Source organism: Paenibacillus sp. JNUCC32, assembly GCF_014863545.1.
Lineage (GTDB): Bacteria > Bacillota > Bacilli > Paenibacillales > Paenibacillaceae > Paenibacillus_AQ > Paenibacillus_AQ lautus_A.
Map to the genome: position 1 here is coordinate 3,262,843 of NZ_CP062260.1, position 15,074 is coordinate 3,277,916.

Annotated in this window: 18 protein-coding genes; 3 read left to right on the forward strand and 15 right to left on the reverse strand. The window is 52.1% G+C overall.

All coding sequences use genetic code 11. From position 1 onward, the window contains the following. Positions 1-5 precede the first annotated feature (5 nt). From spoIIAB to JNUCC32_RS14695, 10 genes are all read right to left on the reverse strand, one after another. On the reverse strand, positions 6-464 hold the full coding sequence (gene spoIIAB / locus JNUCC32_RS14650) for an anti-sigma F factor (protein ID WP_090910947.1): 459 nt from the start codon (positions 462-464) through the stop codon (positions 6-8). Continuing rightward, a complete protein-coding gene (gene spoIIAA / locus JNUCC32_RS14655; RefSeq protein ID WP_009595152.1) occupies positions 461-814 on the reverse strand; it encodes an anti-sigma F factor antagonist in 354 nt (117 codons plus the stop codon). The genes spoIIAB and spoIIAA overlap by 4 nt, the downstream gene beginning before the upstream one ends. Before the next feature lie 91 nt (positions 815-905). Then, positions 906-2,096 (reverse strand): D-alanyl-D-alanine carboxypeptidase family protein, encoded by a 1,191-nt coding sequence (locus JNUCC32_RS14660; protein WP_096773253.1) that lies wholly within the window; start codon positions 2,094-2,096, stop codon positions 906-908. Between the two features lie 193 nt (positions 2,097-2,289). After that, on the reverse strand, positions 2,290-3,114 hold the full coding sequence (locus JNUCC32_RS14665; protein WP_192572488.1) for a purine-nucleoside phosphorylase: 825 nt from the start codon (positions 3,112-3,114) through the stop codon (positions 2,290-2,292). A 58-nt stretch (positions 3,115-3,172) separates the two neighbouring features. Continuing rightward, positions 3,173-4,057: a site-specific tyrosine recombinase gene (locus tag JNUCC32_RS14670; protein WP_145035528.1), complete on the reverse strand. Its 885-nt coding sequence runs from the start codon at positions 4,055-4,057 to the stop codon at positions 3,173-3,175. A 40-nt stretch (positions 4,058-4,097) separates the two neighbouring features. After that, on the reverse strand, positions 4,098-4,331 hold the full coding sequence (locus JNUCC32_RS14675) for a YqzK family protein (protein ID WP_009595237.1): 234 nt from the start codon (positions 4,329-4,331) through the stop codon (positions 4,098-4,100). 340 nt (positions 4,332-4,671) lie between these two features. Continuing rightward, complete coding sequence (locus JNUCC32_RS14680) at positions 4,672-5,136, reverse strand: ferric iron uptake transcriptional regulator (protein WP_006209405.1); 465 nt, start codon at positions 5,134-5,136, stop codon at positions 4,672-4,674. A 109-nt stretch (positions 5,137-5,245) separates the two neighbouring features. After that, positions 5,246-5,869, reverse strand: a complete 624-nt coding sequence (spoIIM, locus tag JNUCC32_RS14685) for a stage II sporulation protein M (RefSeq protein WP_096773250.1) — start codon at positions 5,867-5,869, stop codon at positions 5,246-5,248. An 89-nt stretch (positions 5,870-5,958) separates the two neighbouring features. Next, complete coding sequence (locus JNUCC32_RS14690) at positions 5,959-7,173, reverse strand: endonuclease Q family protein (RefSeq protein WP_192572489.1); 1,215 nt, start codon at positions 7,171-7,173, stop codon at positions 5,959-5,961. 1 nt (position 7,174) lies between these two features. Beyond that, positions 7,175-7,756, reverse strand: a complete 582-nt coding sequence (locus JNUCC32_RS14695) for an NUDIX domain-containing protein (RefSeq protein ID WP_009595101.1) — start codon at positions 7,754-7,756, stop codon at positions 7,175-7,177. 94 nt (positions 7,757-7,850) lie between these two features. Here JNUCC32_RS14695 and mciZ point away from each other — a divergent pair, with 94 nt between their 5' ends. Together mciZ and JNUCC32_RS14705 are read left to right on the forward strand one after the other, a co-directional pair. Next, positions 7,851-8,015, forward strand: coding sequence for a Z-ring formation inhibitor MciZ (gene mciZ / locus JNUCC32_RS14700; protein WP_096773248.1), 165 nt, complete (start codon positions 7,851-7,853; stop codon positions 8,013-8,015). Positions 8,016-8,114: 99 nt separating this feature from the next. Next, positions 8,115-9,326, forward strand: coding sequence for a tetratricopeptide repeat protein (locus JNUCC32_RS14705; protein ID WP_192572490.1), 1,212 nt, complete (start codon positions 8,115-8,117; stop codon positions 9,324-9,326). 67 nt (positions 9,327-9,393) lie between these two features. On the opposite strand, the gene JNUCC32_RS14710 is transcribed toward JNUCC32_RS14705, so the two are convergent. Next, positions 9,394-10,524 carry a tripeptidase T gene (locus tag JNUCC32_RS14710; RefSeq protein WP_090910956.1) on the reverse strand — a complete coding sequence of 377 codons (1,131 nt, stop codon included), beginning with the start codon at positions 10,522-10,524 and terminating at the stop codon, positions 9,394-9,396. A 113-nt stretch (positions 10,525-10,637) separates the two neighbouring features. Here JNUCC32_RS14710 and prli42 point away from each other — a divergent pair, with 113 nt between their 5' ends. Beyond that, a complete protein-coding gene (gene prli42, locus JNUCC32_RS14715; protein WP_015734477.1) occupies positions 10,638-10,739 on the forward strand; it encodes a stressosome-associated protein Prli42 in 102 nt (33 codons plus the stop codon). Between the two features lie 31 nt (positions 10,740-10,770). On the opposite strand, the gene lipB is transcribed toward prli42, so the two are convergent. The 4 genes from lipB to JNUCC32_RS14735 all read right to left on the reverse strand — a co-directional run bounded on the left by lipB (position 10,771) and on the right by JNUCC32_RS14735 (position 15,020). Then, a complete protein-coding gene (gene lipB, locus JNUCC32_RS14720; RefSeq protein WP_096773246.1) occupies positions 10,771-11,451 on the reverse strand; it encodes a lipoyl(octanoyl) transferase LipB in 681 nt (226 codons plus the stop codon). 125 nt (positions 11,452-11,576) lie between these two features. Continuing rightward, a complete protein-coding gene (locus JNUCC32_RS14725; RefSeq protein WP_096773245.1) occupies positions 11,577-12,983 on the reverse strand; it encodes a dihydrolipoamide acetyltransferase family protein in 1,407 nt (468 codons plus the stop codon). 18 nt (positions 12,984-13,001) lie between these two features. After that, a complete protein-coding gene (locus JNUCC32_RS14730; RefSeq protein WP_015734474.1) occupies positions 13,002-13,988 on the reverse strand; it encodes an alpha-ketoacid dehydrogenase subunit beta in 987 nt (328 codons plus the stop codon). A gap of 3 nt (positions 13,989-13,991) precedes the next feature. Further along, a complete protein-coding gene (locus tag JNUCC32_RS14735; RefSeq protein ID WP_015734473.1) occupies positions 13,992-15,020 on the reverse strand; it encodes a thiamine pyrophosphate-dependent dehydrogenase E1 component subunit alpha in 1,029 nt (342 codons plus the stop codon). Between the last annotated feature and the right edge of the window lie 54 nt (positions 15,021-15,074).

The following is a 15,074-nucleotide window of genomic DNA, read 5'->3' on the forward strand; positions in this document are numbered from 1 at the left end:
AACCCCTAATTATATAAAGCTTTCTTAGATTCGATCCTCTTTTTCATTTTGATCGACGTACCGCTGCCTGGTTCGCTGACCACTTCGAATTCGTCCATGAAATTTTCCATGATGGTGAATCCCATGCCGGATCTTTCCAGCTCCGGCTTCGAGGTATACAGCGGCTGCTTCGCCATCTCCAGATCTTCGATCCCGTGGCCGGAATCTTCGATGCGCAGCGTGATCATATCCCCGTCTATCGAGGCTTCAATCTTGACGACCCCTTCCGGGTCGCTGTCGTAACCATGGATGATGCTGTTCGTGACGGCCTCGGAAACCACCGTTTTCAGATCGTTCAGCTCATCCATGTTGGGATCCATCTGGGAGATGAATGCAGCCACGGCGACACGGGCAAAGGATTCGTTTTCCGACTTAGCGGCAAACTGCAGCGACATAAAATTATGCTGTGCTCTTCCTTCACTCATGACACTACCTCCAGACCCGAGAGTGCCGTGCCCTCGTTCTCGTATATCGGCATGATTTTGAACAGCCCCGACATGTCAAGCAAGCGGTAAACCTGCGGCTTGACATCGCACACCGCCATCTTTCCGCCCTTTTGCTTGATGAATTTATAGCGTCCCAGAATGACTCCCAGCCCTGAGCTGTCCATAAAATCCAAGTCTTTTAAACTCAGCACCAAGTGCTCTGTTTGACGTCTCTGAATGGCTTCATCCAGCTGCATCCGGACATGATCGGCCGTATGATGATCCAGCTCGCCGGACAGACGGACGATCAGAACATGCCTGTGATGCTCCATATCAACATGCAGATTCATGTTTGTTCACTCTCCTCCCTGACATGAACAAGGATTTCTACATTCGAAAAAGACATTCCTGCATCACGACAAAACTAGAAGAAAACTCCCATTAATCTACATGAAACAACTTGCCGGTTGTCCGTTTGAACAGCTTCCAGAATCCGGCCTTTTCCACCTCGACAGGCGACGTCAGCTCGAACTCCTTCACGAGCTGTTCCCCCTGATAGACAGACAGCTTGCCGATGACTTGTCCTGCGGCTACCGGTGCCTTCACGTTCGGATCCAACTGAATCTCATGACGGATGTCCGGATTCTTTACGCCTTTCTTGACAAGCACGCTGTAGTCTTTTTCCGCTTGAATCGAGATCTCGGGCACGTTGCCCTTTTGCACCTTAACGATGCCGAGCACTTCGCCAGGCTTATAGATGGAGTGCATCGTGTATTGGGAAAAGGCATAATCAAACATGCGCGACACTTCATTGTTCCGCGTCTTGGTGTCCGGAGCCCCCATGACAACCGCTACAGCGCGCAGCCCGTCCCGTTTGGCCGTTGCCGATAAACAGAACTTGGCTTCGGACGTATACCCGGTTTTCAATCCGTCCGCGCCCGTGTAGAACCGCACCAGCTTGTTCGTATTGACCAGCCAGAAGGGTTTCTCCGAATCTTTGCGCAAGTAATCCTGATAGGCGCCGGTATATTTGGTGATCTGGTCGTATTTCAGCAATTCCCTGCTCATGACCGCTATGTCATGGGCTGATGTATAATGATTCTCTGCAGGAAGTCCGTTGCAGTTCACGAAATGCGTATCTTTCATTCCGAGCTCCGCCGCTTTCTCGTTCATCATTTTCACGAAGCCTTCTTCCGAGCCGGCAATCTTCTCAGCCATCGCAACGGAAGCATCATTGCCCGATGCCATGGCAATGCCTTTGAGCATCTCGTCCACGGTCATTTCCTCGCCGGGCTCAAGAAAAATCTGGGATCCGCCCATGGATGCCGCATATTCGCTGGTGCGCACCTTATCGGTCCACTTCAATTGTCCTTCATCGATGGCTTCCATCGTAAGCAGCATCGTCATTACCTTGGTGATGCTGGCCGGAGGCAGCTTATCATGGCTGTTTTTCTCGTAAATAATGGTTCCGGTATCCGCATCCAGCAATATAGCGGAACGGGCACTTGGCGCCAGCTCCTCTTGAGATGATCCTCCGCCGGGTTTGCTATTTTCTTCCGCATAACTTGGTACAGCTGCACTGGATAATCCCACGGCTAGAACCAGGAATCCAGCGATTAACGCTTTTTTCACTTCCGTCCCCTCCTGACATTCGTAATGGCATCCCGCTGTACGCGGGTCTGCTATTCATTGTCGTCAGGTTGAAAACAAATTATTCCAGTATTTTACGGAAAATTGTTGCCATTCATCTAAAAGGACATAACAAAGAGGCTGGGCTTCTTGCAGATGTAAATCTGCGAAAAGCCCAGCCTCATGCTAACAACCATTACATCTTGGGAATGATGGCCATAACGAGCGCCAGGAATTTCTCACGGACCTTCTCCGCTGTTTCCATAACTTCGTCATGGGATAGCGGCTGATCCAGTATGCCCGCAGCCATGTTGCTGATGCAGGAGATGCCCAGCACCTCAAGCCCCGCATGCCTTGCTACGATGACCTCGGACACGGTGGACATGCCTACCGCGTCCGCACCGAGCGTGCGCAGCATGACAATCTCGGCCGGCGTTTCATAAGTCGGTCCCAGCAAACCTGCGTAAACGCCTTCTCTCAGCACGATGCCCTGACCCACGGCGACTTCTTTTGCCAATTGGCGAAGTTGACGGCTGTAAGCCTGGGACATGTCCGGAAAGCGTACGCCAAGCGCCGGATCGTTAGGCCCGATTAACGGGTTGGTTCCTGTCATGTTCAGATGATCGGAGATCAGCATGAGGTCGCCCGGCTCGAAGGACGTGTTGATGCCGCCGGCCGCATTGGTAACAAGCAGGCTCTTTACGCCAAGCTCCTTCATGACGCGTACCGGAAAAGCCGTCACTTCCGGGCCGTAGCCTTCGTACATGTGGAAGCGGCCCTTCATCAGGACGACAGGCCGGTCGTGGATCGTGCCCAGCAGCAGTTCGCCTTCATGTCCTTCCACCGTCGATAAGGGAAAATGAGGAATGTCCGTGTAAGCGATCGAAACCGGATTCTCAATCAATTCCGCCAACACGCCGAGCCCCGAACCCAAAATCAGGCCGACCTCGGGCTGGACGCCATTCTGCCCTCGTATGTATGCCGCTGCTTCCTTAATGCTTTGCTGATGGACTGAACTCATATTCATACCTCTCCTATTCTGATGATAAATTGTAGATTCCAGAGCCGGTAAGTCCGCCCTATGATCTCGGATGATAATGATCGTATACTTCCTTCATGCTTTTCTTGGCAGATTGATACATGCCGGTTGTGGACAATGCCGAGTGTCCCAGCATCTCCTGAACCGAACGCAAGTCCGCGCCGTTCCCCAGCAAATGCATGGCAAACGAATGCCGAAGGGTATGCGGCGTGATGTCCTCGTCAATATCGGCAAGCTTGCCATACTTTTTAATAATTTTCCAAAAACCCTGCCGTGTCAAGCGCGTTCCCAGCGAATTCAGGAATAACGCGTCTTCCCCGGCATCCCGCATCAGCTTGTCCCGCATATCTCGCACATAAAATGCAACGCTCTCGGCTGCAATGGGGGTGATCGGCAGAATACGCTCCTTCCCACCGGAAACCGCGCAGCGTAAAAAGCGCATCTCCAAATGGATGTCATGGATGGACAGATTCACCAATTCCGAGACCTTGATGCCCGAAGCGTACAGCAGCTCAAGCATCGCTTTGTCCCTGGCGCCCTGCGGGGTACCGGAATCGGGAGCCGACAGCAGCTTGTCCACCTGCTCCACGGTTAGCGACTTCGGCGGCTTCCGTTCCGGTTTCGGATTATCCAGCAGCTGAGTCGGATCCTGTACAATAACGGCTTGACGCACCAAATACTGAAAAAAGGAACGCAGGGAAGCCGTGCATCGAAGCAGGCTCGATGCCGCCTTCCCCTGCTGCCTCAACCTTCCCACATACAGCCCGAGCAGCGTTCGATTCACCTCCCGCGGATGGGTGACCTCCCTTTCAGCTGCAAATGCTAGGAATCCTTGAAGGTCGGCCCGATACGATGCTATCGTGCTTCGGGACAGTCCCTTCTCGTCCTCCAGGTATTGTACATATTCGTCCAGATATGGTTTCATGATCTTTTGCTCCTATTCCCGCGGCCCTTTGCAAGCACGATCACTCTCCGTACCAGTAATACAACCGGAGACGCTCGGCCGGCGAATAACGGGAGTCCATGGTGCTCTCCGGCTGAAAAGCCTTTACCGCTTGTCCCGAAGGCGCACGGTAAGGATCCACTGGCGTTAGCCAATCGCCTACCCATCCCAGCACGAAGTAAAAAAACATGGTCAACACGGCAAACATCGAAATAAAACGGATCAGTGAGCCTATTTTTCGAATAGATATAATCACTGGCAGCGCCTCTCTTTCACATGGCATCGATCGCTCAATTGAAAGCGGGTATTGCAGGTATCATTTCACGTAAAGCCTATGATACAAGCTGCAGGATTATGACGGCATCCCTCTTATCTCCGATCAGCCATTGGGCCCGGCGGTTATTCTGAAGAATAAAAAAAACGTCTAATCGACGTACTTGGATGATGTAAAAGTATAATTTGTGCTTAAAAGTGAACGATACGATAAGCGTGCATGAACCGCCTAATATAGTTAATTATCTAAAAAGCCCTCCCGGCTTACCGCCGTAGAGGGCTGCCGTGATGATCATCACTGCGGTTTGTTGAAAGATATAAAATTAGGATTTGTCCTGGTCATTCTTGCCCTTCTCTTTGCAACGGTAGCATATGCCATGGAAATCAAGCCGATGGTCATGAACGGTAAAGTTGAATTCTCGCTCTAACCGCTCTTCCAACGGACCGAGCCAATCCTCGCGTATTTCATCCATGCTTCCACATTGAGTACATATCAAATGATGATGGTGATGCTTCGAAGTATCCGTCCGCAAGTCGTAACGGGCGACACCATCGCCAAAATTTATCTTCTCTACAACATGAAGCTCACTGAGCAGCTCTAGGGTACGGTACACGGTTGCCAGACCGATCTCCGGAGCCTTCTCTTTCACGAGCATAAATACATCCTCTGCGCTAAGGTGGTCGTCTTCATTTTCCAACAATACGCTTACCGTGGCTTCCCGTTGGGGCGTTAATTTGTATCCTTGGGATTGTAGCTGCTGCTTAATTTTGTCGATCCGCGCTTCCATCGTTTCCCTCCCCCTTGGAAATCACTGCACGTTATTGTTCACTTCCTTCATTATAGGGGGATTTGACAAACAAAGTCAAACGGTTTTGCTTTATGGAAAAATTCGCGGATTATAGCAACATGGGCGTAACCCAGCGCATCATGGCGGGGGTTACCCAGGTTTCAAAGGAAGCGACCCCGAGCGTTAGCATGACCATGAAAAATGTCAGCATGGCATACGAAGCAAAAGGCTTCATCATGCTGCCTCCGCGATTCATGATAAATCGGTCCCTGATGATGTAGAGCGAGAAGGTGATGGCAGCTACGCTGCACATCATAAGCACCGGTATGATAAGCAAATTTTGCGGCGCAATCGAGACCAAGGCGAACAGCAGACCTTTCCATGAATACTGTCCCACCAGATAACCGACCGTAAACCCGATGAGAACCCCTTTTAGAAAATCCAATATCAATATTCCCGGGAGCCCGATGACGGACAATCCCAGAATCCATATCAAACCGATCCATTTCAGATGCAGGGCTGCGATGCTCCAGTAAGAAGACTGACTCATGGATTCTCCACCGTCCTGCACGTTAACAAAAAAGTGGTTTAAATAGCGGGCCATATCCTGCTGCTGCTCCAATGAAAGCGCATTGACCATCAACGCTCCAAACAGCACGCCCACTAAAAACAAGACGCCTACAAACACATAGAGCATCGTCTGATCCTTAAAGGCTTGGCGGAATGATTGCATAGAATAGAGTCTCCTTTCTGTGTCTCTACTCTACTCTATGACAATCGTCAGCTTTGTATGACCTGCTTGGTTGAAAGAGTTGACCCGATTTACCGGAGCACCTTCCCGTAAGAGCCTCCGCCGCCAGCCGATAAGGGCAGCGTCCCATTCCGGGCCATCACGATGCTTGCCGCGAGTCCCTCGCCGGCAACGGCCGCCAGCTCCGCTTCCGTAGCTTGATGAAGGATATTCATTTCGGTGCCGAAGGCGTCAAGCAGCTTCGACATGGAGGACTTCCCTAGACCCGGGATGAACTCTAGCGGAACCTGGTAGTGATACGAAGGTCGGCTCTCCGGCACCACGGGCTCCGTACGGTCAGCGATGTTCAAAATTCGGTCGAACACCCCTTGAACCAGCTTGGTACTGCCGCAGTAAGGGCATCGCACCAAATCATGAATGTCGCTCCCTTCATCCAGAATGCTGTCGCATCCCACGCAGTAGGTACGATGGTATTTTCCCAGTCTGGGATTCAGCCCATAGTTCGCACTGATTCTCCTCCCGTTGCTAGTCTGAAGCGCCTGCCGAAATTCTGCGAATGAAGGCTTGGCCATGTCGATCCGGTTGTATTCCCTTCCGATCTTCCCGAGGGAATGCGCATCCGAATTAGTCAAAAAGGAATAGGCATCCAGCTCGCTAATCCGTCCTGCCATCGAGGAATCGGCGCTGAGCCCAAGTTCGATGCCCGCGATCCCGTTCAGATCGAACACCTCGCTCATACGGTCAGCCATGCTGCCGTAAAGCCCCTTATGAGGCGTAAAGACATGAGCGGGTATCAGCAGCCCGCCGCGTGCCGTAATCTCTTGCTGCAGCTCCAGCGGACTGGCATAGATGCGCTGGGAACTCAGCTGGACGTTTTTCATATATCCCGCCATCCAGCCGGTGAACTCCCGCATCGTGCCCAGGTCGGGAAAATAAGCCAGCACATGGGCCGCGCCTCGGCCGCTTTCACGTATTTCAATCTCGCTGCCAAGCAGGATTACCGTATCCCGATACGCAATTCCGCCCCCGTCGATCTCCTGCATGACGCCGCTGTCCAAACACTGCAGAATGTCTTCCTGCACCGAAGGAGAATGGCAATCGATGATGCCGATCATCTGAATGCCTTTCCGCTCCGAAGCTTCGACGGCTATATTTTCAAAGGTCAGGTTGTTGCTTGCGCTTATTTTCACAGCTTGTCCGCTGCTTGTGCGACCGATATGAATATGCATGTCGCAGTAATAGGACTGAAGCTTCCCGGCTGAGACGTTCTCATCAGGATGCTGCATATCAGATCTTGCCCGTCAAGCTGTACATATTCCAAGCATAGACGGCGAGAATGGTCTTGGCATCGCTGATTCTCTCCTCTTGGATGAGAGAATACGCCTCTTCCAGCGAGATTTCCATCATCTCTATGAACTCGTCCTCATCGGGGTTCATGTCGCCTCCGACCAGATCCTCCGCCAGGTACAAGTGAATGATCTCATCGGCAAACCCCGGAGATGTATAGAAGGAATGCAGTTTTCGGATCGAGCCGCACGTATAACCGGTTTCCTCCTGCAATTCACGCTTGGCCGCTTCAAGCGGATCTTCCCCCCGCTCCAGCTTGCCGGCTGGGATTTCAACCTCACAGCGCCCAAGAGGCTGACGAAATTGATTGACGGCCAGCATTTTATCGTCTTTTAACGCAAGCACCGCTACGGCGCCGGGATGCCTGACAACCTCACGGGTTGCCGTCTGCCCATCGGGCAGTGTCACCGTATCGACCTGCAGCGATATGATTTTCCCTTCAAAAATAGATTGGGTGGACAAGGTGGTTTCTTCCAGCAATTTATCCGATGCTTCACGGGTCTTACTGCCGATATCGCTCACAAAATGACCTCCTTTGTTTAAAAACGGCATGGCGGACCATGCTAGTGCATAAGGTGTATTATATCAAAATTTCCAAGAAAGAAGGAAGCCGCCCATGAAAAGCTACAAAGGTGACCATTCGATACATTTGGTAGGACAGGCCTGGCAGATCCGGATTATGCTGAAGCAATGGCAGCAGCAATGGGGATCGGAAACGATGATTATGGATATTATTTCTAAGTCTTCTAAAAATATTTATGAAAATAGATCGAAAAATTAGTGCCTTAGACCTGTTTTTCGACTTTTTTCTATTTTTTTCGAATACGGACCATGACCTTTTCGCCTATTAGGGTGTTATATATCATTGGGAGGCTTCGACATGCGACAACTACCTATTATTGAAACCGATCCGATTACAAATCCACCTTCAACTGAATATGAGCGCGGAAAATGGTACAAAAAACGCGGGTATCTTGAAAAGGCTCTGAAAAGCTTCAAGGATGCTGCACAATCCGCAACAACCGATACGACGAGCTCGGGATGGAAGGAAGTCGATTTAAGCTGGCTTGAGTACGGGCTATTAAGCATGCGAATGCGTTCCTACGGCAAGGCCGAGGAGGCTTTCAGAACCGTCGTGCTTCATTCCGGTGCCCACGCCCAAGAGGCGCTGAATCAATGGGCCGCACTCCTGCTTCTGCAAGGAATCCCGGATCAAACCATATGCGAACGGCTTTTGGACGAAACAAGCAGCTTTCCGGCATCCAATATCATGGTTGGCAGGTCTTTATATTATATCGGGGCTTACCCGTTTGCCTCCCGCTGCTTTGCTGAGCAGGGAAGTTTATATTCCGATACCTGTATCATGTACGTGACTTGCCTCATCATGACAGGTCAAACCTCTGAAGCCATGCAGTTCATAGACAGTTACCTTCGGGATTCCACCCGTCAGCCGCGGGAACTGCCGCGTCCGCAAGGATCCGAGATGGCTCAGCTAAGCCGAATCCGGCAGCTCTGCGAGTGGAGCGTCCAACATTCACTGCCTGACCGATTCATCGCCATGTCGGAGGCTTTGGAATTAGCTCGCACCGCCATATCGCTCAGCATGATCTCCATCGCCGAACATCTGCTTGCCGATAGCGGCGAACGTGCTTATTATGCTCTTATCTGTTTTCTTTATGAGGAAGGCTACAAGGGACAGGCAATTTCAAAGTTGCATCAATTGGAAGCGCTGCCTCTCCAGGATCAAGACAGCTACAGCTTCAAGGTATGTTTCATAGCTGCTGAGCATTTGTATGATCTGGGTAATTATGACGAGGCCGCATCCATGCTTGAGCAGCTCAGACTCGCTTCTCCCGGGCATACGGAGGCTCGCTTCGGCGAAGCCGCTTGTTATTTGCAGTCCGCGTTGATCTCCCTTTCCGCCCGTCTTGAGGAGAGCTATTCCTCTGCATCGGCAAGGAAGGAAATCGAGTTATACCTCGACAACATTAATGCCGCATTGCATGTTGTCGAGAGCACGAACTGGCACACCACCTGGACGCCTGCCCAAAAAAGGGTGGAGACCTCCCCGACGATGTCATTCCTGAATTAGCTGAATCAAAAAGCCCGCAGCGGACATCGAGCATCCGCAACGGGCTTTATTTGATCCTCATCATCGACTACGCTTTGGCCGTTTCCTGGATAATTCCAACCACGATCTGCGCCGCCTTTACCAAATCAGAAGCTTGAATGCGCTCCTGCGTGGTATGAATGTCTTGATATCCAATCGCCAGATTGACGGTTGGAATGCCGAGGCCGTTAAAAATATTGGCGTCACTGCCGCCGCCGGACCGGAACGTACGGGTCGGCAAACCCAATCCGCCGATGGCTCGCTGCGCAAGCTGGACGACCTCGTCATGCTCATTGAAACTGAAGGCCGGATAAACGATCTCGCTAATGAACTCGCAATTGGCATTGTATTCACGAACCGTGGTTTCGAGCGCTTCACGCATATCGTTCACTTGCTTATCGACCTTTTCCTGAACGATGCTGCGTGCTTCGGCATCGATCTGAACAAAGTCGCACACGATATTCGTAGCGCCTCCGCCCTGGAATTTGCCGATGTTAGCCGTGGTCTCCTTATCGATGCGTCCGAGCTTCATTTTGGCAATGGCTTTGGACGCGACTTGAATGGCACTGATGCCGTCCTCCGGATTTACGCCGGCATGGGCAGACTTGCCTTTAATGATCATTTTGATCTTCGCCTGGGTCGGGGCGGCAACCGCGATCGAACCTAACTCCCCGTTGGAATCCAGCGCAAAGCCGATATCCGCATCCAAAACATCGGGATTCAACGCCCGCGCTCCGACCAGCCCTGATTCTTCGCCTACCGTAATGACAAACTGGACTTGCCCGTGCGGAATGTTATTTTCCTGAATGACCCGAATGCCTTCCAGCAAAGCGGCGATGCCGGCTTTGTCGTCCGCCCCGAGGATGGTCGTTCCGTCGCTTCGGATCCAACCGTCATCGCCTAGAGTCGGTTTGATGCCTTTCCCGGGTGTTACGGTATCCATATGGCAGGTAAAAAGCAGCTTAGGCGCATGCTGGGCCGCCTCGTCCGCTTTCCAGGTAATAATCAGATTGCCTGCTCCGTGCCCCGTCTTTTCCTTGGCATCGTCTTCTATGATTTCGAAGCCGAGACCTGAAAATTTATGCTGGAGAACTTTCGAGATCTCTTCTTCATGTTTGGTTTCGCTATCCACTTGAACCAGTTCCATAAACTCTTGAATGATACGCTCTTCTGAGATCACTGGACTTCCCTCTCTTTCGCAGATACGATACAATGTCTGTATATCCATATCTAAACTAAATGATGCTGCTGCATGTATGTTCATCATTAAACTTATTCTAAAGGAGTTACACAATGCAACGTAAAAAGTGGTTTCGAATTGTGATCTATCTCATGCTGATTGCCATGGTCGGATCAACGCTTCTGGTTATCCTGGAGCCTTTGTTCCTTCGCTAACGCCAATACGCTACGCTAGGCAGCGAAGTTATTACAGCCAGTGAGCCTCATACGGAAATACCCGGGTGAAGTAAGGCACGATCTCCCGGGCTACTTCCTCTACCTCGAACTTCCGCCCCGTGCAATCCTCCAGAGAAGTTACGCCGAATTCCTGTATGCCGCATGGAATAATGCCCGAGAATCCCGCATCCGCGATCCCGGATTTAATGTTAAACGCAAAGCCATGGCTTGTCACAAACCCGCGATGCCGGCGGCATTTGTTGAATTTCACGCCGATGGCGCAGATCTTCGAATCCCCTACCCATACACCGGTGTACTCGGGTTTTCGGCCTGCTTCGATGTCGTATGATGCCAAGTAATCGATGATGACCTGCTCCACGTCGCGCAGAAACCCGTGGAGGTTCAAATTCTTGCCGCCATCCAGCAGCAACAGCGGATACCCGACAAGCTGTCCGGGACCATGATATGTAATATCTCCGCCGCGATCGATTTCAAACAGGCCGATGCCCTGTTTCTCCAACTCCTCTTTGCTAAGCAGCAGGTGCTCCGGATGCCGCTGTGACCCCATCGTATAGGTCGGAGGATGTTGGAGGAGCATCAGACTCTCGTGACGCTCTCCCTGATCGATGGCGGAAACATGATTTTTTTGAAGCTCCCAAGCCATGCCGTAATCCACAATCGGCGTATACGATACTTCTAACGGTTTGTTCATGTGCTAACGCCTTCTTTCATAGAGTTCCCGCCAACCGATGAATCCCCTTCGATTGACTTGATATGAATAACGTCTGCGAACCTCTTCCGAGGAATCAGTCCGCAGATCATGCTAGCAGACGTTGATTAATAGAGCTTCGTATCCAGGGTGTAGCCTTCCAGATTGTCTTTGACGCGCTGGAGGAATCGCCCGCAGATCACCCCGTCCAAAATCCGATGATCCAGGGACAAACACAGGTTTGCCATGGAACGAACCGCGATCATGTCATTGATGACCACCGGCTTTTTCACGATGGATTCAAATGTCAGAATCGCAGCCTGCGGATAATTGATGATCGGATAGGACAGAATCGAGCCGAAGGACCCCGTATTGTTAACCGTAAAGGTACCGCCCTGCATATCGTCCAGCTTCAGCTTGCCTTCACGTGTCTTGCGCGCTAGATCCTCGATCTCTCTCGCAAGACCCGCGATATTCTTCTGATCGGCACGGTGGATGACCGGCGTCAGCACGGAATCCTCCGTTCCGACGGCCAAGGACAGATTGATATCGCGCTTCACCACGATTTTATCCACGGCCCAGAACGAATTCATGATCGGATAATCTTTAATGGCGTTCACTACGGCTTTCAGCAAAAAGGCCAGGTATGTTAAATTAACCCCTTCCTTGCGTTTGAACTCATCCTTCAATTGATTGCGCAGCAGCACGATGTTGGTCACGTCGACTTCGATCATCGTCCAGGCATGCGGTATTTCCGTAACGCTTTGTCGCATGTTTCGGGCAATGGCATTCCGCATCGGCGTTACATCAATGAAGTATTCCGATCTTCCGCCTTCCATGCCCTCCACTTCAATGGTCGGAATTTTCGGCGATTCCGTCAAATGCAGCCCCGAATGGCGCACATCCGGAATGGCTGTGCCCAGAGGAGGCGACGGTTCTGCAGGCGTCTGATGCTGCAGCCCTTGAAACGGCGAAGACCCGCTCGGCTGCACTGCTTCTCTTTGCGCTTGCGCGCTAGGGAAAGACGCCGATCCGGCAGGAGCGCCTTGGCCTTGGGCTGCTCCCCCTTTTTCGATATAAGCCAATACGTCCTTACGGGTTATTCTTCCGCCCATGCCAGATCCCTGCACCTTCGAAAGATCGATCTGATGTTCCGCGGCCAGAGTCTGCACGGCAGGCGAGTATCGGAAACGCATCGAGCCTTCCTCGCTGCCTGCACCCTGCTGCGGATTCGCCGAAGCTGCTGCTGCCGGTTGGGGCGAAGGCGCGGTCCCTTCTCCCGAAGCGACCGCGATCCGGCAAATAATATCGCCAACATTGACGGTTTGGCCTTCCTGGGCAAGAATATCGCCCATGACGCCGTCCAGCGTGGATGGAATCTCGGCATTGACTTTATCGGTAATCACTTCACAAATCGGTTCATATTGCTCAATGGAATCCCCGGGCTTCTTCAGCCACTTGGCAATGGTCGCAGATACAAGGGATTCTGCCAGCTGAGGCATCGTAACATCGGTCAATTTCTGATTTTCGGACATGCTCACAACTCCCTGTTCTTAATAAAGCGCCAATTGACGCATGGATTCTTTGACTTTGTCCTTGTTAAGCATAAAGAATTTCTCCATCGGCGGACTGATTGGCATAGCCGGCACGTCCGGACCGCACAGGCGCATGATCGGAGCATCCAAATCGTACAAGCAGTGCTCTGCAATGATAGCGGATACTTCCCCGCCAACGCCGCCGGTCTTGTTATCCTCGTGAACGATCAGCACTTTCCCCGTAGCCCGGGCTGCGGCGATGATCGCGTCCCGGTCCAGCGGCTGTATGGTACGCAGGTCCAGCACATGCGCGCTGATGCCTTCTTCCTTCTCAAGCTCTTCGGCTGCCTGCATGGCGAAATGCAGCGGCAGGCTGTAGCTGATCACCGTAATGTCCGAGCCTTCGCGCAGCAGGTTCGCTTTGCCGATCGGGACAACGTAATCGTCGTCCGGCACATCGCCGGTAATCAGCTTATAGCATTTCTTGTTCTCGAAGAACAGAACTGGATCCGGGTCGCGGATCGCCGCTTTCAGCAGCCCTTTTGCATCATAGGCCGAGTAAGGCGCAACGATTTTCAATCCCGGCGTTCCGAAGAACACCGATTCCGGGCACTGGGAATGATACAAGCCCCCGAATATTCCGCCGCCGATCGGCGCGCGGATCACGACGGGGCAGCTCCAATCGTTATTGGAACGATAGCGGATTTTCGCCGCTTCGCTAATAATCTGGTTGGTTGCCGGGAACATGAAGTCCGAATATTGCATCTCGGCAATCGGCTTCATGCCGTACATGGCTGCACCAATAGCCACGCCGGCAATCGCGGATTCCGCGAGCGGGGTATCGAGCACCCTCATTTCGCCGAATTGATCCATCAAGCCCTTGGTGGTAGTAAACACGCCGCCTTTGACGCCGACGTCCTCGCCTAACACGAATACGGACTCGTCACGCTCCATCTCTTCCTTCATGGCCAGGCGTATTGCATCGATATATTCCATTACCGCCATCTCTTACGCTCCTCCTTCAGCATCGGCATATACGTGAAGAAGCGTATCTTCAGGCTTCGGAAACGGAGCCAAGTCTGCAGATTCCGTCGCTTCTTTGATCTCCAGGTTTAACTGCGCGATCAGATCCTGATCGCGTGCTTCGTCCCAGAGCCCGCAGTCGATCAAATAGTTCTTGAAACGGGCGACGCCGTCCTTCTTCCAGTTCTCTTCAACCTCTTCTTTGGTCCGGTATGCCAAATCATTATCCGATGTGGAATGCGGAGACAAACGGTACATCATGGATTCGATTAACGTTGGTCCTTCCCCTCGGATCGCGCGTTCCCGCGCTTCCTTCACGGCAGCGTAAACTTCCAGAGCGTCGTTGCCGTCCACTCGAACACCCGGAAAACCGTACCCGAGCGCGCGGTCGCTGACCTTTCCGCTAATCTGTTTATGAAGCGGAACCGAAATGGCGTATTGGTTATTCTCGCACATTATAATGACGGGGAGCTTGTGAACGCCGGCAAAGTTGCAGCCTTCATGGAAATCGCCCTGATTGCTCGAGCCTTCGCCAAACGTAACAAACGATACAAAATCCTTCTTCTGCATCTTCGCGGCAAGCGCGATGCCCACGGCATGCGGAACCTGGGTCGTTACAGGGCTGGAGCCGGTCACGATCCGCAGGCGTTTACTGCCGAAGTGGCCCGGCATCTGCCGTCCGCCGCTGTTCGGATCCTCGGCCTTGGCAAAAGCCGACAGCATTAATTCCCGAGGCGTCATGCCAACCGCCAATACGAATCCGTAGTCGCGGTAGTAAGGTAGAAAATAATCCTTCTCCCTGTCGAGGGCAAAGGCAGCAGCAACCTGACATGCCTCCTGCCCGATTCCGGAAACGTGAAAATTAATTTTGCCCGCACGCTGCAGCAGCAGATTGCGCTCATCGAATTTTCGCGCCAGCACCATATATTTGTACATGTCCAGCACTTGTCCGTCGGTCAGTCCAAGTTGCTCATGCCTATTGTTGTTTGCCGTAACCGTTTCATGTTCTTTCATGGAGATCCCTCCTTTATGTGAGCCATGACTTCAGGCTTGATCCGCCTCGCAACC